Origin of the sequence: Pseudomonas sp. Z3-8, from assembly GCF_051131975.1 — a bacterium.
GTDB lineage: Bacteria > Pseudomonadota > Gammaproteobacteria > Pseudomonadales > Pseudomonadaceae > Aquipseudomonas.
Window position 1 is genome coordinate 3,738,099 of record NZ_CP071643.1, and the last position, 18,691, is coordinate 3,756,789.

Sequence of the window (18,691 nt, forward strand, 5' to 3'; positions counted from 1 at the left end):
TTAGACGCTGAGGGCGGCGCGCAGCTGCGCTTCAAGCAGCCCGGCATCCAGCGCTTGGCCGATCAGCACCAGCCGCGTCACCCGCGCTTCGTCGGCGCCCCATTGGCGGTCGAAATGCTTGTCGAAGCGCGTGCCGACGCCCTGGATCAACAAGCGCATCGGCTTGTTCGGGATCGCCGCGAAACCCTTGACCCGCAGCACATCATGCTGGATCACCAGTTGCGTCAGCGCGTCCAGCAGCAGGCTTTCATCGGCTTGGGGCAGTTCGAGGGAGATCGAGTCGAAGGCGTCATGATCGTGATCGTCATCATCGCCGTCATGGTGGTGATCGTGGTGGCTGTGGCGACTGTCGATGTGCTCTTCGGAGCCGGCGCCCAGGCCGATCAGTACGTCCAGCGGCAGTCGACCGCTGCTGGCTTCGATGACCTTGACCGCTGGCGGCAATTCTTCGGCGACTTCCAGGCGGACTTTTGCCAAGTCCTCAGGGCTGATCAGGTCGGCCTTGTTGAGGATCACCAGGTCGGCGCTCGCCAGTTGATCGGCGAACAGCTCGTGCAGCGGCGATTCGTGATCCAGGTTCGGGTCCAGTTTGCGCTGGGCATCGACCTGGTCGGGGAACGCGGCAAAAGTACCGGCGGCCACGGCCGGGCTGTCGACCACGGTAATCACCGCATCGACCGTGCAGGCGCTGCGGATTTCCGGCCACTGGAAGGCCTGGACCAAGGGCTTGGGCAGGGCCAGGCCAGAGGTTTCGATGAGGATGTGGTCGAGGTCGCCGCGACGGGCCACCAGTTCGCGCATCACCGGAAAAAACTCTTCCTGCACGGTGCAGCACAGGCAACCGTTGGCCAATTCGTAGACCCGGCCGTTGGCTTCTTCTTCGGTGCAACCGATGGAGCACTGCTTGAGAATCTCACCGTCGATACCGAGCTCGCCGAATTCGTTGACGATCACCGCGATGCGCCGGCCCTGGGCGTTGTCGAGCATGTGCCGCAGCAAGGTGGTCTTACCCGAGCCGAGGAAACCGGTGACGATGGTGACGGGGAGTTTGGCCAGTGTTTTCATCGGATGCCCTTTGGCAAGGTGGCGGGCAAACGGGACGACAACCGCTGGCACAGACGCGCGCGGAAGATTTCGCCACCGGATCACCCCGCCCGGTTGTAGTGAGAATCTGTTGTCGAGGCAGGTCTCCTGGCTGACGGCGGGCCGGTCCACGCTTCATACAAAGCCTGGACCGACAATTTGCTGCGCCTTCCCGTGCGCCCGTTGAAAAAGGGCATGCACAGTGGCCTTGCAGAAACAGCACCGTTCACAGTTGCGGGGGCAGCCGCGGCTTGGACCGCGTTCCCTTCTTAGCTTCGGCGTACGCCAAAGAACCTCGAAGGCGCAAGGCTACGCAGGGTGCGCGGGCGGGTCAATGTCCCTGAGGCAAACTCCGCGGGCCGGTGCCTTATCGTCGGCACCGGCACGGCCGATCTAGCGGGCCGCCACGCGCCAGAGCCGGGCGATGTCCCGCGCGCGCTCGGCCAACAGGCGTGGCGCATCGGTGCAGGCTTCTTGCAGCGTCATTGGCCCGTTCGCCAGGGCAAAGGCGGCATCGATGCCATGCTCATACAGCGCCTGGTAACCCTCCCCCAACGTGCCGGCAATGACTACCACCGGTACACCTTGGCGCCGGGCAATGCGGGCCACGCCAAAAGGCGTCTTGCCGCGCAGGGTCTGCGCATCGAAACGGCCTTCGCCGGTGATGACCAGATCGGCCCCGTTGATCGCCTCGGCCAGGCCGGTCAATTGCGCCACGACTTCCACGCCGGTGCGAAACCGGGCCTGGAGAAAGGCCTTGGCGGCGAATCCCAGGCCTCCGGCGGCGCCACTGCCCGGTTCGTCGCGCACGTCCCGGTGCAACGCCTGGGCGCAGTGTTCGGCGAAATGCCCCAGCGCGCGATCCAGTTGCTGCACCTGCTCGGCAGAAGCTCCCTTCTGCGGGCCGAACACCGCTGAAGCGCCGTGGGGCCCGCACAAGGGGTTATCGACGTCGGCGGCGATCTCGAAACGCACCCCGGCCAGGCGCGGGTCCAACTCGCTCAGGCCAATGCGCGCCAGTTTGCCCAGGGCCACGCCGCCGGGCGGCAGCGATTGGCCCTGTGCGTCCAGCAGCGCCACGCCCAGAGCCTGCATCGCCCCGGCACCGCCGTCGTTGGTGGCACTGCCGCCGATCGCCAGGATCACGCGCCGGGCACCCTCATCGAGGGCGGCGCGAATCAGTTCGCCGGTGCCGAAGGTGCTGCTGGAGCACGCGTCACGCTGTCCCGGCGGCACCAATTGCAAGCCGCTGGCCTCAGCCATCTCGATGATCGCGGTGCCGCTGTCGGGCAGCCAGCCCCAGCGGGCCTCGACAGCGGCGCCCAAGGGCCCGCGAACCAGGGTGCGACGCCACTGGCCGTTGCACGCCGCCAGCACCGACTCCACCGTCCCTTCGCCGCCGTCGGCCATTGGGCATTTGATCAACTGCGCATCCGGCCAGACCTCAGCCAACCCCTGGGCAATCGCGTCCGCCACGCCCTGGGCGCTGAGACTGTCCTTGAACGAGTCGGGGGCGATGATTATTTTCATTTTTGTTCTCCGGTTCCGATGCACAGCATGCTGCCAGCTGACCGCAGCCCTGACGCCGGTCCGCCGCACAAAACTCCTTGGGCATTATTGGTCAATTTCACAAAAATGGCGGTTCGGCATTGCTGGCCTCTTCGCGAGCAGGCTCGCTCCCACAAGTATTTCTACTGGATATGGGATCACAGCAGATCCAATGTGGGAGCGAGCCTGCTCGCGAAGGGATCACGCCGGATAATTTTGATCATGGGGCAACAGTTGGACGCCTAGATACAGCGCCAGCATTCCATCCAGCCGCAGCGGGTCCACGCCGCTGAGCTCGGCGATGCGTTCCATGCGATAGCGCAGGCTGTTGCGGTGGATGCCCAGCGCGTCGGCGCAGGCCTGGCTCTGGCCGTCGTGTTCGCACCAGCTGCGCAGGGTCGCCAGGAGTTGCCCGTTGTTGTCCTTGGCGATCACCTTGCGCAGCGGTGTCAGCAACTCGTCCAGCGCATCGTCGCTGCGATGGCGCCAGAGCAGCACCGGCAGGCGATAACGATTGAGGATCAACAGGCGTGACTGCGGCAGGACATCACGGCCGTAGGCAAGCAGGTCCGCCACACGCCGGTAGCAACGGCGCAGGCCGGTCAGACCCTCGGCCTGACCGCCCACCGCCACCCTGAGGATGTTCCAGCCCAGCCCGTCGAGCTTGCCAAGCAAGCGCTCGTTCTCCACCGAAGCCGTGACCGGCCGGCACCAGAGCAAAGAAGATTTGGACGAGGTCAGGCACCAGCTGTCCGGGTAGCGCGACATCAGCCACGCGCTCAGCGCCTCGACGGTTTGCCCGGGCCCATGTTCCTGGCCCAATTCAAACAGGTACGGCACCCGCGACAGCTGCGGCTTGAGGCCCATCTGCAGGGCTTCGTCGAGCAACCGTGGCGAATCCCCGGCATCACCCAGCAGCAGCGCCAGCAAATCATCGCAACGCTGGCGCCGCCATTGCTGCTCGGCCTGCTGATTGCGCTGGGCGAGCAGCATTTCGGCGGTCATGCGCACCAGTTCGGCGTAGGTGCGCAACTGCGCGGGTTCGCCAGTGATACCGAGCACGCCGATCAGCCGCTGGTCGAGCATCAACGGCAGGTTGATTCCCGGCTGCACGCCCTTGAGGTGCACGGCGGTGTGCTCGTCGATTTCCACCACTCGCCCATTCGCCAAGACCAGCTGCGCACCCTCGTGACGGGTATTGATGCGCTCGCGCTCGCCGCTGGCTAGGATCAGGCCCTGGTTGTCCATGACGTTGACGTTATAGGGCAGAATCGCCATCGCCCGGTCGACGATGTCCTGGGCCAGGTCGTGATCGAGTTCGAACATGGGCGATTCCTTGTGAGCAGGGTTCTTGGTTTTGGGCGTAATGCTTCAGCGCGATTGGTCAGCCGCACAGGGTCCACGCCCAAACCCTGTGCCCCGGCACAAAGACACGGGCCCTCAGGCTGGCCGAGACTCAAGGGGCGGTCAACGTTACCCCTTGGCACGCCAAAATCATAATAAAGAGAGACCCGCCATGTCCCAGAGCGCAGCAGCCCTCCTGGCTACCCCCGACGAAAAAAATACCGTCTACAAGCGCATCACCCTGCGCTTGATCCCCTTCATCTTCATCTGCTACCTGTTCAACTACCTGGACCGGGTCAACGTTGGCTTCGCCAAGTTGCAGATGCTCGATGCGCTGAAATTCAGCGAAACCGTGTACGGCCTTGGTGCCGGGATCTTCTTCATCGGCTACGTGCTGTGTGGCGTGCCGAGCAATCTGGCGCTGACAAAATTCGGCCCGCGGCGCTGGATCGCGCTGATGATGATCACCTGGGGCACGCTGTCGACCTGCCTGCTGTTCGTCACCACCCCGACCGGGTTCTATACCTTGCGGCTGTTCACTGGCGCAGCCGAGGCCGGGTTCTTCCCTGGCGTGGTGCTGTACCTCTCGCAGTGGTTCCCGACGTTCCGTCGCGGCCGGATCATGGCGCTGTTCATGTCGGCCATCCCGGTGTCCGGCCTGCTCGGCAGCCCGTTTTCCGGCTGGATCCTCAACCATTTCGCCGCTGGCCAGGGTGGCCTGGCGGGCTGGCAGTGGATGTTCCTGCTGCAAGGCGTGCCGACGGTGATCCTCGGGGGCCTGGCGTTCTTCCTGCTCAGCGACACCTTCGCCAATGCCAAGTGGCTGACCGACCATGAGCGCGCCGTGCTCACCGCCGACCATGCCGAAGACCTGGCCAACAAGCCGAAGACCACTACCGATTCCCTGGCAGCCGTATTCAAGAACCCGGCGATCTGGGCCTTCGGCCTGGTGTACTTCTGTATCCAGAGCGGCGTGTACGCGATCAACTTCTGGCTGCCGTCGATCATCAAGAACCTGGGTTTCAGCGATAACCTGGTGATCGGCTGGCTGAGTGCGATCCCCTATCTGCTGGCGGCGGTGTTCATGCTGCTGGTGGGCCGTTCGGCGGACCTGCACAAGGAGCGCCGCTGGCATCTGGTCGTGCCGATGCTGATGGGTGCGGTCGGGCTGCTGATCGCCGTCAATTTCGCCACTACGCCGGCCATCGCCATCCTCGGCCTGACCATCGCCACCATGGGCGCCCTCACCGGCCTGCCGATGTTCTGGCCGGTGCCCACCGCCCTGCTCAGCGCGGGGGCGGCGGCCGGCGGCCTGGCGCTGATCAATTCCATGGGCCAGATGGCCGGCTTCCTCAGTCCGTACCTGGTGGGCTGGGTCAAGGACGCCACCGGCTCGACCGATGCGGCGCTCTATGTGCTGGCGGCAGTGATTGTCTGCGGCAGCCTGCTGGCGTTGCGCATGACGCGCACCCTGCGGGGCTGACGCGGTTTGCCTGCTGTGGGAGCGAGCCTGCTCGCGAAAGCGCTGTGTCAGTCACTGTAGAGGGTGCCTGGAAGTACGCCTTCGCGAGCAAGCTCGCTCCCACAGTTGATTTGTGCCGTTTGGATAAAACGGTTGGATCCACACGGCGGTTCTGGTATTTGATGGGACCTTTCCCATCGATAAAAGGATCTTGTCCATGAGCTACCGCACGCTGGGCCATTCCGGGTTGCAAGTCTCGACGCTGACCCTGGGCACGATGATGTTCGGTGAACAGACCAGCACCGAAGATTCGCTGCGGATCATCGACAAGGCCTGGGACCAGGGCATCAATTTCATCGACACGGCCGATGTCTACACCAACGGCCGTTCCGAAGAAATCGTCGGCGAGGCGATTGCCAGCCGGCGCCACGAGTGGGTGCTCGCCACCAAGGTCGGCTTCGGCCCGCCGGACGGTGTGCCCAACCGCAGCGGCTTGAGCCGCAAGCATATCTTCAACGGCATCGAGGCCAGCCTGACGCGCCTGGGCACCGATTACCTGGACATCTACTACCTGCACCGCGAAGACCACAACACGCCATTGCAGGTCACGGTGTCGGCCATCGGCGATCTGATTCGCCAGGGCAAGATCCGCTACTGGGGCCTGTCGAATTACCGCGCCTGGCGCATCGCCGAAGTGATCCGTATCGCCGACAGCCTGGGCGTCGATCGGCCGGTGATCAGCCAGCCGCTGTACAACATCGTCAACCGCCAGGCGGAAACCGAACAGATCACCGCCGCGCAGAACTACGGCCTCGGCGTGGTGCCCTACAGCCCCCTCGCCCGAGGTGTGCTCAGCGGCAAGTACGCACCCGATGTGGCACCGGATGCCAACAGCCGCGCCGGACGCCAGGACAAGCGCATCCTGGAAACCGAATGGCGGGTCGAATCCTTGCGCATTGCCCAGCAGATCCAGCAATACACCCGGGATCGCGGCGTCGGCATCGTCGAGTTCGCCATTGCCTGGGTGTTGAACAACCGTGCCGTCACGTCGGCGATCGTCGGACCGCGCACCGAAGAACAATGGGACGCGTACACCAGGGCGCAAGCGGTGCGGATCACGGCGGATGACGAAGCGTTCATCGATTCGCTGGTGACACCGGGGCATGCTTCGACGCCGGGTTTCAACGACATCAGTCATTTCGTGCCGGGCCGCGTGCCGCATACGTCGTGATATTCAACGCATGACCCTGTGGCGAGGGAGCTTGCTCCCGCTCGGCTGCGTAGCAGCCGCTATTTCGAGTCCGCTACGCGGCCCAGCGCGAGCTTGCTCCCTCGCCACGGGTAAACAACTCCCTGCTGCAATTCCAATAACAAGAGGCATCAGTGTCCAAAGGCATCGCTCTATCGGTATCGGCCTCCGCCCTGTTCGCGGTCCTGTATTACTACACGTCATTGCTCGACCCCTTGACCGGGATGGAAATTTTCGGCTGGCGCATGCTGCTCACCCTGCCATGCATGACCGCATTCATGCTGGTGGCACGGGAGTGGACACTCGTCAGGCAACTTGTCGGGCGCTTGGTCGACACACCGCGCCTGCTGATCGGCGCGACGGTGTCTTCGGCCTTGATGGGAGTGCAACTGTGGCTGTTCATGTGGGCGCCGCTCAACGGCTACAGCCTGGACGTATCGCTGGGGTATTTCCTATTGCCGCTGTCGATGGTCATTACCGGGCGTATCGTCTACGGCGAGCGGCTCTCCCGCCTGCAAAAGATCGCCGTGTTCTTCGCCACGCTGGGCGTGCTCAACGAACTCTACCGGGTGGGCGGTTTTTCCTGGGCGACCTTGCTTGTGGTGATGGGCTATCCGATCTACTTCGTCCTGCGCCGGCGCCTGGGCACCGACAACCTGGGCGGGCTCTGGCTGGACATGACGCTGATGCTGCCCCTGGCGTTCTGGTTCGTGCAGAGCGGTGGACAAGGTTTCGCGATTTTCAACCAGTACCCTCGGCTTTCGCTGCTCATCCCGGGACTTGGCGTGATCAGTGCCTCGGCGCTGGTGGCCCACATCATCGCCAGCCGACTGCTGCCGTTCAGCCTGTTCGGGCTGTTGAGCTATGTCGAGCCGGTGTTGCTGCTGGGCGTGGCACTGCTGCTGGGGGAAAGCATCCAGGCTGAGCAATGGCTGACTTACATCCCCATCTGGATGGCGGTGGCCGTGCTGGTACTGGAAGGCTTCAGGCACCTGGTGCGGCAGCGGCGCCGGGCTTGAGGCTGCCCCCGCCCCTGTGGGAGCGAGCCTGCTCGCGAAGGCTTAGGTGACTGACACAGCGCTTTCGCGAGCAGGTTCGCTCCCACAGGGGTCTTGCATCGACAACAAAAAGCCCGCCCGGCATCACTGCCGGGCGGGCTTTTTTACCTGTCGGGTTTACTCGGTAGTGAGTACACCACGCCGCACCTGGTCACGCTCGATCGATTCGAACAGCGCCTTGAAGTTACCCTCGCCGAAGCCATCGTCGCCCTTGCGCTGGATGAACTCGAAGAACACCGGCCCCATCAGGGTTTCCGAGAAGATCTGCAGCAACAGGCGCTTGTCGCCCTGCTCCGAGGCCCCGTCCAGCAGGATGCCCCGCGATTGCAGCTCCGCCACCGGTTCGCCATGGTTCGGCAGGCGGCCTTCGAGCATTTCGTAGTAGGTGTCCGGCGGCGCGGTCATGAAGCGCATGCCGATCTTCTTGAGCGCATCCCAGGTCTTGATCAAGTCGTCGGTCAGGAAGGCCACGTGCTGGATGCCTTCGCCATTGAACTGCATCAGGAATTCTTCAATCTGCCCGGCGCCCTTGGATGACTCTTCGTTCAGCGGGATGCGGATCATGCCGTCCGGGGCTGTCATGGCCTTGGAAGTCAGGCCGGTGTATTCGCCCTTTATGTCGAAGTAACGAATCTCGCGGAAATTGAACAGCTTCTCGTAGAAGTTGGCCCAGTAGGCCATGCGCCCGCGATAAACGTTGTGGGTCAGGTGGTCGATGATCTTCAGACCGGCGCCCACCGGATTGCGATCGACACCCTCGAGGAAGACGAAGTCGATGTCGTAGATCGAGCTGCCTTCGCCAAAACGGTCGATCAGGTACAGCGGCGCGCCGCCAATGCCTTTGATCGCCGGGAGGTTCAGCTCCATCGGGCCGGTTTCGATGTGGATCGGCTGGGCACCGAGTTCCAGGGCCTGCTTGTAGGCTTTTTGCGAATCCTTGACGCGGAAGGCCATGCCGCACACCGACGGGCCGTGCTCGGCCGCGAAGTAGGACGCCACGCTGTGCGGTTCGTTGTTGAGGATCAGGTTGATCGCGCCCTGGCGGTACAGGTGCACGTCTTTGGAACGGTGGGTGGCCACCTTGGTGAAGCCCATGATCTCGAAGATCGGCTCCAGGGTATTCGGGGTCGGGGATGCGAACTCAATGAATTCGAAGCCCATCAGGCCCATCGGGTTTTCGTATAGATCTGCCATGTCGGCGCCTCATCAAACTTATCAATTAACAAAAAAACGTTAGTTGCCAGTGATGCTGAGGACGCGGGGCGGCGCGCAGGAAATGCCGCGGACACTGCGGGCGAGGAAGTCGCCATAGATCAGTTGAAACCCAAGTATCTTCATTGTCGACCCAAGGCTATTGTGGGCGAGGCTTCTGCTGCCAGAAGACCTTATTCTTATATGCGTAACCCGATTCTACACAGCGTAACCAGATTTGTCCGCCTCAGGTATCAAATCGTCTTTTTTGCCGAACGTGCAAGCGGTTTGTTGCACAGGAAGATCCCCGCCAGGATCAACCCGCCGCCTACGCACATCAACAAAGTGAGCCGTTCGTCGAGCAGCATCGCGCCCAGCAGTACCGCCGTCAGCGGGTTGAGCGCAATGAAGACGCCGGAACGCGTCGCACCGATCCGGCGGATGCCCTGATACCAGGCGATATAGGCCAGGGCCGAACCCAGCACGCCGAGGTACAGCAGGCTCAACCATTGCCTGAGATCCAGCCCGCGCAATGCCTCGAAGCGGACCTCACCGCCGGCTGCGCACGCCAGCCACAACATCAGCGTGCCCAGCAGGATCGACCAGGTCACTGTCTGCAAAGGACCCAGACTCTCATTCAGGCCTTTGGAAAACAGCGAATAGATGCCCCACCCCAGCACACAGCCGAAAATCAGCAGATCCCCGCGCCAAGCCTGTTCCGTCGCCTGCAACAGCGCCGGTTCGCGACTGATGATGACCAACCCCGCCCCGCCGATGCACAGCACGATACCGGCGACTTTAAAGCGGCCCAACCGTTCCTTGAACAAGCACCAGGAGGCCAAGCCGATCACTGCCGGGTTCAACGCGACGATCAACGAGGCGCGCGATGCGTTGATGTATTGCAAGCCATGGAAGAAACACAGGTTGTAGAAAAAAATCCCGAAGAACCCCAGCGCGGCCAGCTGCAGGCCCTGCTTCAAGCCGGGCCTGGCCAGGGGGATACCGGCGACGCCGAGAAACAGCAACAACGCGATGCTCGCCAGGAGAAAACGCAAGCTGGCGGCGAACATCGGCGTCAGCGCATCGGCAAGGATCCTACCGGCCACAAAGGTGCCGCCCCAGATCATCGTGACCATCGCAAGCTTGAGGTAGACCGGCAGGTCCGAGGGTGTCGAGGCAGTTTGTTCCAGGGCTTTCATAGTCCACCACTAGGAGATTAATCAATGTCCCGTGTGTCGCTGGGATGGCGTATTGTTCCGCTCATGAAACATCATCGTAAAATGAGCGTTTACTCATGACCCTCACCCAACTCGAAATCTTTTCGCTGGTCGCCGAACTGCAAGGTTTCACCGCGGCCGCGACACGCCTTGGCATCGGCCAGTCAGCGGTGTCCCACGCGATAAAATCCCTGGAACAGGAGTTGGGCGTCGAACTGTTCAGGCGTCATCAATCCCTTGTCGAGCTCAGCGACATCGGCCAGCAATTGTTGCTGCGTGCCCGGGCCATGCTCGGCCTGGCCAACACCCTGCAACAGGAGGCCGCGGATGCCCGCGGCATGCGCCGTGGGACCCTGCGTATCGGCTCGTTCGGACCGACGTCGTCGATGAAACTGCTGCCCGCCATCCTGCAGCGGTACCGCACCCTGCATCCGGGAATCGAAGTGCACATCGATGAAGGGCCGGACCGGCAAGTGCTGCAATGGCTGGATGAACGACGGATCGACGTCGGTTTCGTGGTCCTGCCCGAGGAACGTTTCGATACGTTCGCCTTGATGGAAGACCAGATGGTCGCCCTGCTGCCCACCCATCATCCCCTCGCCGAGCGCGCCTGCATGGAGCTCAAGGCGCTGTGCAACGACCCCTTCATACTCACCGAGGCCGGCTCCTCGGAAGTGGTCCGGCGGCTGTTCAGCGCCGCCCGGCTCACGCCGAATATCCGCTATCGCTGTTCGCAACTGCTCAGCACGCTGGATGTGGTCAGCCGGGGCGAAGCCGTGACCGTGGTTTCCGAGGGTTCGCTGCCAGCCATGGAAAATCCCGGGTTTGTCGTACGTCCCTTGTCGCCGCGCGTTCCGCGCCAGATCGGCCTTGCGGTGCTGGACAGCCGCCAGGCCTCGCCCGCGACGCTGGCGTTTATCGAAGTGGCCCGGCAACCATAAGCCACCTGGAGGCCGGCGGGCGCGCAACCGCCTGGCCGTCTATCATCGACGCTGTCCCCCGCCCAGGCTCAACAAGGTCGTACCGATGCCATTGTCCGCCACACAGATACGCAAGCGGTCCCGTCGCAATCTGATCACCCTGCTCTGCGGGGTGCTGCCGGTGCTCTCGGGGGTGGGCATTCTCCATATCCAGGCCGAACGGACATTGCAACAGCAGGCCCGCCAGACCGCGGGAGAGCTGGTCCGGCAAGTCGAGCTGATGCTCGACAATACCGCGCTGGCGGCGCGCGCACTGCTGCCCCTGGCCGGTCAACCTTGCGAAGCGGTAAAACTGGCCCTGCGTGACCAGGTGACCCGCCGGCCCTTCGTCCGTTCGACCAACCTGATATGGGACGACACGCTGTATTGCAGCTCGCTGTTCGGCGAATTCGAGGAGCCGGTCAACCCGCACAATTACCACCAAGGCACTCTGTGGCTGATGGACGGCAACCCGGTCACGCCCGACACCGCGTTGCTGGTCTACCGGCTCAACGAGGGTCGGCGAGGGGCACTGGCGACACTGGACGGTTTCCACCTGGCCAATGTCCTGCGCCTGATTGGCGGCGAGACGCGTTTGTTGCTGCAAGTAGGACCGAGCTGGCTGGCGGCGGACGGCAAGGTTCGGCAAACCCCGCCGCCTGCCCAGCCGGTAGCTCGCAACGAGTTGGCCTCGTCACGCTATGCCTTCAACGTCGAAGCCGGCTTCGATGAAGGGGAAACCTGGCGCTACATGACGCGGGAATATCCGCCGCTGTTCAGCCTGCTGATTGTCTTCGGCGCCATCGCGGCGCTGCTCGCGCATTGGACACAGAAACGCGCCTCCTCCCCCAGCCATGAACTGCTACGCGCTCTCGAGGCCGGGGAGTTTGTGCCGTATCTGCAACCGGTGGTGCGCGGCGACGACAAGCGTTGGGCCGGGGTTGAGGTGCTGATGCGCTGGAACCACCCCAAGGAAGGCCTGGTGCGTCCGGACCTGTTTATTCCGCTCGCCGAACACAGCGGGCTGATCGTGCCGATGACCCAGGCACTGATGCAGCAGACCAGGCAATTGCTGGCGCCGCTCGCGCCTCTGCTGGAGGCGCCGTTCCATGTCGGTATCAACATCACCGCCCGCCACTGCAAGGACCTGGCGCTGCTGGAGGATTGCCGCGAGTTCCTGGCCGCGTTCCCACCGGGCGTCGTCACGCTGGTGCTGGAACTGACCGAGCGCGAGCTGATCGAACCGAGCCCAGTGACCCACCAACTGTTCGAGCTGCTGCACGATCTGGGCGTCAAGATCGCCATCGACGATTTCGGCACCGGCCATTCCAGCCTGGGGTACTTGCAGCAGTTCAACGTCGACTTTCTGAAAATCGATCAAAGCTTCGTCGCGATGATCGGCGCCGATGCGCTGTCACGCCATATCCTGGACAGCATCATCGAGTTGTCGGGAAAACTGCAGTTGGAGATCGTCGCAGAGGGCGTCGAAACCGTTGAGCAAAGCGATTACCTGACGGCTCACAACGTCAACTTTCTACAAGGCTATCTGTTTGGCCGGCCTATTAGTGGCCAAGACTTCAATGCTGCGCTGACCGCCGCTAAAAACCCGCCCACGACACCGCTCGATTGACCGATACACGCCACACGCGTTGGAACAATTGTTCCTGTTACATAACGAAAAAGTTACGATTTACACTTTCTGAATTAACTACTACAATTTTTTTGCCTGTGCCAGAGAGCAGGAAGTCATTATCATCGAGTCGCTGCAAAGCGCTTGGCTTAATGCTTTGTTGGCGGTTTGTATCAGCCAGACATTTTGATTGGAGTAACGATATTGTCCAGACTCGCTGAATTCCGTGCAGCCGAAAGGGCCCTTCAGGAGCAGCTCAAACAGCTGGAATCTCTGAAGAATGACGCCGGGCTGAAAAAAGAGATCGAATTTGAAGAAAAGCTCTTGGGGCTGATGAAAACCTACGGCAAGAGCTTGCGCGACATCGTCGCCATTCTTGATCCGAAGCCGTCCAAGGCCGGCCCGCAGGCGGTCAAGCCAACCAAGACCCGCCGCGCCCGCGTGGTCAAGGTGTACCAGAACCCGCACACCGGCGAGCTGATCGAAACCAAGGGCGGCAACCACCGCGGCCTGAAAGCGTGGAAGGAACAATACGGGGCTCAAACCGTTGATTCCTGGTTGCGCGGTTGACCATCGGCATTATTGAGAAGCCCTGACTGGTTCAGGGCTTTTTTGTGCCGGACAACTTCAGTATCAAGCCTTGAGTATTAGACGCATTAGAATTTCAGGCTATTTCTTACAGACTGAACTTCCTCCTGGCTTTGAACAAATACCTGGGCCTGACCGGCGTAGGACAGCACATACGCCCTGCCCTCTTTTAGCGCAGCAACAAGTGTTTGAGACAACACATGTCTGCCGTTCTGCGTGATCGTGCAAGTGGTTTCCAGCGCTGCAGTCCCGCCCAACAGGGAAGAATGAATCTTATTGCAGACGCTTTGATAACCGCCCTGGAAAAAATCCTTCTGAACGGATTTTCGCATCTCCAGCAACACACCTTGCAAGTTGACCTGATGATCGGGTTCGACGGGCGTGGTTGTCAGTTCCATCACCATCACCGCATTACCCGCGGAATCGTTCTTGGTCGCGCGTTCACGACTGATCGACTGCGCAGCCGCCGGCGCGGACGCCTGCGCGGGGAGCGATTCGACTACCCAGCCCGATGGCCATGCAACCTGCAGTTCGAGCGCAAGGGCACCGCTACTCGCAATGCCGGCTGACAAGAGAATGAACAGCGTAAGACAAGGTCGAATCATTGCGTTGCACTCAAGGACGAATCGTAAAGTCTGAAGCCCGCCGCAGCACCAGGCAATAGCCACACGCGGTTTGGCGATGGCGTGCGCCTTGCGTATCATGGACGCACCTGCAAGGAAGCCATCTGACGCAAGCCCAGGAACCGTCGCAGCCCGGTTGCGACGCCGTTTGCCCCACTTATTTTCCGGAGGGCCCATGAGCCTGCACGAACTCGACACTTTCCCAGGCGTTACTGCCCAGCCCGACGCCGCCACGGCCAGATTCGTCTTCAACCACACCATGCTGCGGGTCAAGGAAATCACCAAGTCCCTCGATTTCTACACCCGTGTACTGGGTTTCTCGCTGGTGGAAAAACGCGACTTTCCCGAAGCCGAATTCAGCCTTTACTTCCTCGCACTGGTCGACAAGAGCCAGATCCCGGCAGACGCCGCGGCACGTACCGAGTGGATGAAGTCGATCCCCGGCATCCTCGAACTGACGCATAACCATGGCACCGAAAACGATCCGGCGTTTGCCTACCACAACGGTAACAGCGACCCGCGCGGCTTCGGCCACATCTGCATCTCGGTGCCGGACGTCGTTGCCGCCTGCGAGCGCTTCGAAGCGCTGGGCTGCGACTTCCAGAAGCGCCTGAGCGATGGCCGCATGAAAAGCCTGGCGTTCATCAAGGACCCGGATGGCTACTGGGTCGAGATCATTCAGCCTGCACCGCTGTAGACCTCACGGCCCTCTCCTTATGGTGGAGCCCTTGTGGGAGCGAGCCTGCTCGCGAAGGCGGCGGATCAGTTGACAATGACGTAGCTGACACACCGCTTCGCGAGCAGGCTCGCTCCCACAGGGTTATGCATGATCCAAAAAAAACCCCATGAGCCGTGGCCCATGGGGTTTGTTTTTCCAGCGGCTGGCGTCAGGCCGGGGCGGACGTACGGATCAGGTGATCGAAGGCGCTCAACGAAGCCTTGGCACCCTCGCCCACGGCGATCACGATCTGCTTGTACGGCACGGTGGTCACGTCACCGGCGGCGAACACACCCGGAATCGAGGTTTCACCGCGCGCATCGACGATGATCTCGCCACGCGGCGACAGCTCGACGGTGCCCTTGAGCCAATCGGTGTTTGGCAACAGGCCGATCTGCACGAAGATGCCTTCCAGCGTCACGTCGCGCACTTCACCGCTTGGACGGTCCTTGTAGCGCAAACCGTTGACCTTCTGGCCGTCGCCCGTCACTTCGGTGGTCTGGGCGTTGGTGATCACCGTCACGTTCGGCAGGCTGTGCAGTTTGCGCTGCAACACCGCGTCGGCACGCAATTGCACGTCGAACTCCAGCAAGGTGACATGAGCCACGATACCCGCGAGGTCGATGGCCGCTTCGACGCCGGAGTTGCCGCCGCCGATCACCGCTACGCGCTTGCCTTTGAACAGCGGACCGTCACAGTGCGGGCAGTACGCCACGCCCTTGTTGCGGTATTGCTGCTCGCCCGGCACGTTCATTTCACGCCAGCGGGCACCGGTCGCCAGGATCACGGTCCTGGCCTTGAGGCTCGCACCGCTGGCGAACTTGATTTCATGCAGCCCGCCGTCTTTGCCAGCGACCAAAGCGTCGGCACGTTGCAGGTTCATGATGTCGACGTCGTACTGCTTGACGTGCTCTTCCAGGGCGACGGCCAGTTTTGGGCCTTCGGTTTCCTGGACCGAGATGAAGTTCTCGATCGCCATGGTGTCGAGCACCTGGCCGCCGAAACGCTCGGCCGCGACGCCGGTGCGGATGCCTTTACGGGCCGCGTAGATCGCTGCCGAAGCACCGGCCGGGCCACCGCCGACCACCAGTACATCAAAAGCATCCTTGGCGCTGATCTTCTCGGCCTGACGCTCGATGCCGCTGGTGTCGATCTTGGCGAGGATTTCTTCCAGGCCCATGCGACCCTGGCCGAAGTTGACGCCGTTCAGGTAGATGCTCGGCACCGCCATGATCTGGCGTTCGTCGACTTCGGCCTGGAACAGCGCGCCGTCGATGGCGACGTGACGGATGTTCGGGTTCAGCACCGCCATCAGGTTCAACGCCTGGACCACGTCCGGGCAGTTCTGGCACGACAGCGAGAAATACGTCTCGAAGTTGAACTCGCCCTTGAGCGAGCGGATCTGTTCGATCACTTCGACACTGGCCTTCGAAGGATGGCCGCCGACTTGCAGCAGGGCCAGCACCAGCGAAGTGAATTCGTGCCCCATGGGAATGCCGGCGAAGCGCAGGCTGATATCGGCTCCCGGGCGATTCAACGAGAACGATGGCTTGCGCGCATCAGTACCGTTGTCGAGCAAGGTAATCTGGTTGGAAAGACTGGCAACGTCTTTGAGTAATGCAAGCATTTCCTGGGATTTCGCACCGTCGTCGAGGGATGCAACGATCTCGATCGGCTGGGTGACCCGTTCCAGGTATGACTTCAACTGAGCTTTAAGATTGGCGTCCAACATACGGGCGATTTCCATGTTTGAATTTCAGAAAAAACAACGCCCGAGCGAATCTCGCCCGGGCGTTTTTTGGGGCGAAGCGGCTTACTTGGCTAAGAGCGAATCGCCCTCGGATAACGCACTGGTTTAGATCTTGCCGACCAGGTCCAGGGACGGAGCCAGAGTGGCCTCGCCTTCTTTCCATTTGGCTGGGCAGACTTCGCCTGGGTGGGCAGCAACGTACTGAGCAGCCTTGATCTTGCGCAGCAGCTCGGAAGCGTCACGGCCTACACCGCCGTCGTTGATTTCAACGATCTTGATCTGGCCTTCCGGGTTGATCACGAAAGTACCGCGATCCGCCAGACCGGCTTCTTCGATCAGCACGTCGAAGTTGCGGGAGATGGCCAGGGTCGGGTCGCCGATCATGGTGTACTGGATCTTGCCGATGGCTGGCGAGGTGTTGTGCCAGGCAGCGTGGGCGAAGTGAGTGTCGGTCGACACGCTGTAGATCTCGACACCCAGCTTCTGGAACTCGGCGTAGTTGTCGGCGAGGTCTTCCAGTTCGGTTGGGCAAACGAAGGTGAAGTCAGCCGGGTAGAAGAACACGACAGACCATTTGCCTTTCAGGTCGGCGTCCGAGACTTCGACGAATGCGCCGTTTTTGAAAGCGGTAGCTTTGAACGGTTTAACTTGGCTGTTGATGATAGGCATCGTTGACTCTCCGTCAGGGGTTGAGAAGTTGATGAAGTGAATCTTAGCCACTCATGCCGCCGCTGGCTCATTGGCAAAGCTCATGCGAATGATTGGTTTTGGCTATCAGGAATCTATATAGATAGAAGAAATCTGTGGACCTGCCACAGGCGACCCTTTGTTGATCGTGGCAGTTGCCAAACAGTTCACAAGGCTGGACCGATGGATCACAGCCTTGGTTCGCAGGCGCCAATCAGGCGGTTGGCGTGCGCATGGTGACGAATTCTTCGGCGGCGGTTGGGTGCACGCCAATGGTCTCGTCGAAGTCGCGCTTGGTGGCCCCGGCCTTGAGGGCGATCGCCAGGCCCTGGACAATTTCCCCGGCGTCCGGCCCGACCATGTGGCAACCCAGCACCTTGTCGGAGCTGGCATCGACCACCAGCTTCATCAGCGTGCGCTCCTGGCACTCGGTGAGAGTCAGCTTCATCGGCCGGAAACGGCTTTCGAAAATCTGCACCTCATGGCCCTCCTCCCGGGCCTGCTCTTCAGTCAGGCCAACGGTGCCGATGTTTGGCAGGCTGAACACGGCTGTGGGAATCATCCGATAATCCACCAGACGGTATTGCTCGGGCTTGAACAGGCGCCGCGCCACTGCCATGCCTTCGGCCAGTGCGACGGGGGTCAACTGCACGCGACCGATCACGTCGCCAATCGCCAGGATCGACGGCTCGGCGGTCTCGTACTTTTCGTTGACCTGCACAAAACCCTTGTCGTCCAGCGTGACGCCGGTGTTTTCCAGGCCGAGGTTGTCCAGCATCGGGCGGCGGCCAGTGGCGTAGAACACGCAATCGGTGACCAGCGTGCGACCGTCCTTGAGCGTCACCTTCAGGCTGCCGTCGGCTTCCTTGTCGATGCGCTGGATGTCGGCCTTGAATTGCAGGTCGAGGCCACGGCGTTGCAGCTCTTCGGCCAGGTGTTTGCGCACCGCGCCGTCGAAACCGCGCAAGAACAGGTCGCCGCGATACAGCAAGGAGGTCTGCGCGCCCATGCCATGGAAAATCCCGGCGAACTCCACCGCGATATAGCCGCCACCGACCACCAGCATGCGCTTGGGCAGCGACTTGAGGAAAAACGCCTCGTTGGAACTGATGGCGTGCTCGCGCCCGGGAATCTCCGGGATCACCGGCCAGCCGCCCGTGGCGATCATGATGTGCTGTGCGGTGTGGCGCTGGCCGTTGATTTCCACTTCGTGAGGGCCGGTAATCTTCGCGTGACCTTCATGCAGCGTGACACCGCTGTTGACCAGCAGGTTGCGATAGATGCCGTTGAGGCGATTAATCTCGCGATCCTTGTTGGCGATCAGCGTGGCCCAGTCGAAACTCGCCTCGCCCGCTGTCCAGCCATAGGCCGACGCTTGCTCGAAGTCCTCGGCGTAATGCGCGCCGTAGACCAGCAGTTTTTTCGGCACGCAGCCGACATTCACGCAGGTGCCGCCCAGGTAGCGGCTTTCCGCCACGGCCACCTTGGCTCCAAAACCGGCGGCAAACCGTGCGGCTCGAACACCGCCGGAACCGGCGCCAATCACATACAGGTCAAAATCGTAGGCCATCATTCATCTCCTTC

The 18,691-nt window shown here is 61.7% G+C and carries 16 protein-coding genes and 1 riboswitch; of the genes, 7 read left to right on the forward strand and 9 right to left on the reverse strand.

The features are described from left to right. From cobW to J3P94_RS16880, 3 genes are all read right to left on the reverse strand, one after another. Positions 1-1,065: a cobalamin biosynthesis protein CobW gene (gene cobW / locus J3P94_RS16870; RefSeq protein WP_305495327.1), complete on the reverse strand. Its 1,065-nt coding sequence runs from the start codon at positions 1,063-1,065 to the stop codon at positions 1-3. Positions 1,066-1,164: 99 nt separating this feature from the next. Beyond that, positions 1,165-1,396: riboswitch (cobalamin riboswitch) on the reverse strand. Positions 1,397-1,476: 80 nt separating this feature from the next. Beyond that, entirely contained in the window at positions 1,477-2,613 is a 1,137-nt protein-coding gene (locus tag J3P94_RS16875; protein ID WP_434568894.1) for a glycerate kinase, read from the reverse strand. Positions 2,614-2,832: 219 nt separating this feature from the next. Continuing rightward, the gene (locus J3P94_RS16880) at positions 2,833-3,957 is read right to left on the reverse strand and encodes a sugar diacid recognition domain-containing protein (protein WP_434568895.1); all 1,125 of its coding nucleotides are present in this window, start codon (positions 3,955-3,957) and stop codon (positions 2,833-2,835) included. Positions 3,958-4,147: 190 nt separating this feature from the next. Here J3P94_RS16880 and J3P94_RS16885 point away from each other — a divergent pair, with 190 nt between their 5' ends. The 3 genes from J3P94_RS16885 (at position 4,148) to rarD (ending at position 7,705) form a co-directional block, all read left to right on the forward strand. Beyond that, positions 4,148-5,458 (forward strand): MFS transporter, encoded by a 1,311-nt coding sequence (locus tag J3P94_RS16885; protein WP_434568896.1) that lies wholly within the window; start codon positions 4,148-4,150, stop codon positions 5,456-5,458. Between the two features lie 196 nt (positions 5,459-5,654). Then, positions 5,655-6,668, forward strand: coding sequence for an aldo/keto reductase (locus J3P94_RS16890; RefSeq protein ID WP_305495332.1), 1,014 nt, complete (start codon positions 5,655-5,657; stop codon positions 6,666-6,668). 152 nt (positions 6,669-6,820) lie between these two features. Further along, positions 6,821-7,705: an EamA family transporter RarD gene (gene rarD, locus J3P94_RS16895; RefSeq protein ID WP_434568897.1), complete on the forward strand. Its 885-nt coding sequence runs from the start codon at positions 6,821-6,823 to the stop codon at positions 7,703-7,705. Between the two features lie 156 nt (positions 7,706-7,861). On the opposite strand, the gene hppD is transcribed toward rarD, so the two are convergent. Together hppD and J3P94_RS16905 are read right to left on the reverse strand one after the other, a co-directional pair. Further along, the gene (gene hppD / locus J3P94_RS16900) at positions 7,862-8,938 is read right to left on the reverse strand and encodes a 4-hydroxyphenylpyruvate dioxygenase (RefSeq protein ID WP_434568898.1); all 1,077 of its coding nucleotides are present in this window, start codon (positions 8,936-8,938) and stop codon (positions 7,862-7,864) included. Positions 8,939-9,189: 251 nt separating this feature from the next. Further along, complete coding sequence (locus J3P94_RS16905; RefSeq protein WP_434568899.1) at positions 9,190-10,134, reverse strand: DMT family transporter; 945 nt, start codon at positions 10,132-10,134, stop codon at positions 9,190-9,192. A gap of 95 nt (positions 10,135-10,229) precedes the next feature. Between J3P94_RS16905 and J3P94_RS16910 the strand changes: the two genes are divergently transcribed. From J3P94_RS16910 to J3P94_RS16920, 3 genes are all read left to right on the forward strand, one after another. After that, positions 10,230-11,093, forward strand: a complete 864-nt coding sequence (locus tag J3P94_RS16910; protein WP_434568900.1) for a LysR family transcriptional regulator — start codon at positions 10,230-10,232, stop codon at positions 11,091-11,093. A gap of 85 nt (positions 11,094-11,178) precedes the next feature. Continuing rightward, entirely contained in the window at positions 11,179-12,741 is a 1,563-nt protein-coding gene (locus tag J3P94_RS16915) for an EAL domain-containing protein (protein ID WP_434568901.1), read from the forward strand. A 204-nt stretch (positions 12,742-12,945) separates the two neighbouring features. Then, positions 12,946-13,311, forward strand: a complete 366-nt coding sequence (locus J3P94_RS16920) for a histone-like nucleoid-structuring protein, MvaT/MvaU family (RefSeq protein WP_434574225.1) — start codon at positions 12,946-12,948, stop codon at positions 13,309-13,311. 86 nt (positions 13,312-13,397) lie between these two features. Here J3P94_RS16920 and J3P94_RS16925 read toward each other — a convergent pair whose 3' ends face one another. Next, positions 13,398-13,934, reverse strand: a complete 537-nt coding sequence (locus tag J3P94_RS16925; protein ID WP_434574227.1) for a DUF4946 domain-containing protein — start codon at positions 13,932-13,934, stop codon at positions 13,398-13,400. Positions 13,935-14,127: 193 nt separating this feature from the next. Between J3P94_RS16925 and gloA the strand changes: the two genes are divergently transcribed. Then, positions 14,128-14,649, forward strand: a complete 522-nt coding sequence (gene gloA, locus J3P94_RS16930; RefSeq protein ID WP_434568902.1) for a lactoylglutathione lyase — start codon at positions 14,128-14,130, stop codon at positions 14,647-14,649. Between the two features lie 190 nt (positions 14,650-14,839). Here the strand turns inward: gloA and ahpF are convergent, their stop codons facing one another. The 3 genes from ahpF to gorA form a co-directional block, all read right to left on the reverse strand. Further along, on the reverse strand, positions 14,840-16,402 hold the full coding sequence (ahpF, locus tag J3P94_RS16935; RefSeq protein ID WP_305495341.1) for an alkyl hydroperoxide reductase subunit F: 1,563 nt from the start codon (positions 16,400-16,402) through the stop codon (positions 14,840-14,842). A 123-nt stretch (positions 16,403-16,525) separates the two neighbouring features. Then, entirely contained in the window at positions 16,526-17,089 is a 564-nt protein-coding gene (ahpC, locus tag J3P94_RS16940) for an alkyl hydroperoxide reductase subunit C (RefSeq protein ID WP_011061677.1), read from the reverse strand. A 232-nt stretch (positions 17,090-17,321) separates the two neighbouring features. Continuing rightward, positions 17,322-18,677 carry a glutathione-disulfide reductase gene (gene gorA / locus J3P94_RS16945; RefSeq protein ID WP_434568903.1) on the reverse strand — a complete coding sequence of 452 codons (1,356 nt, stop codon included), beginning with the start codon at positions 18,675-18,677 and terminating at the stop codon, positions 17,322-17,324. Between the last annotated feature and the right edge of the window lie 14 nt (positions 18,678-18,691).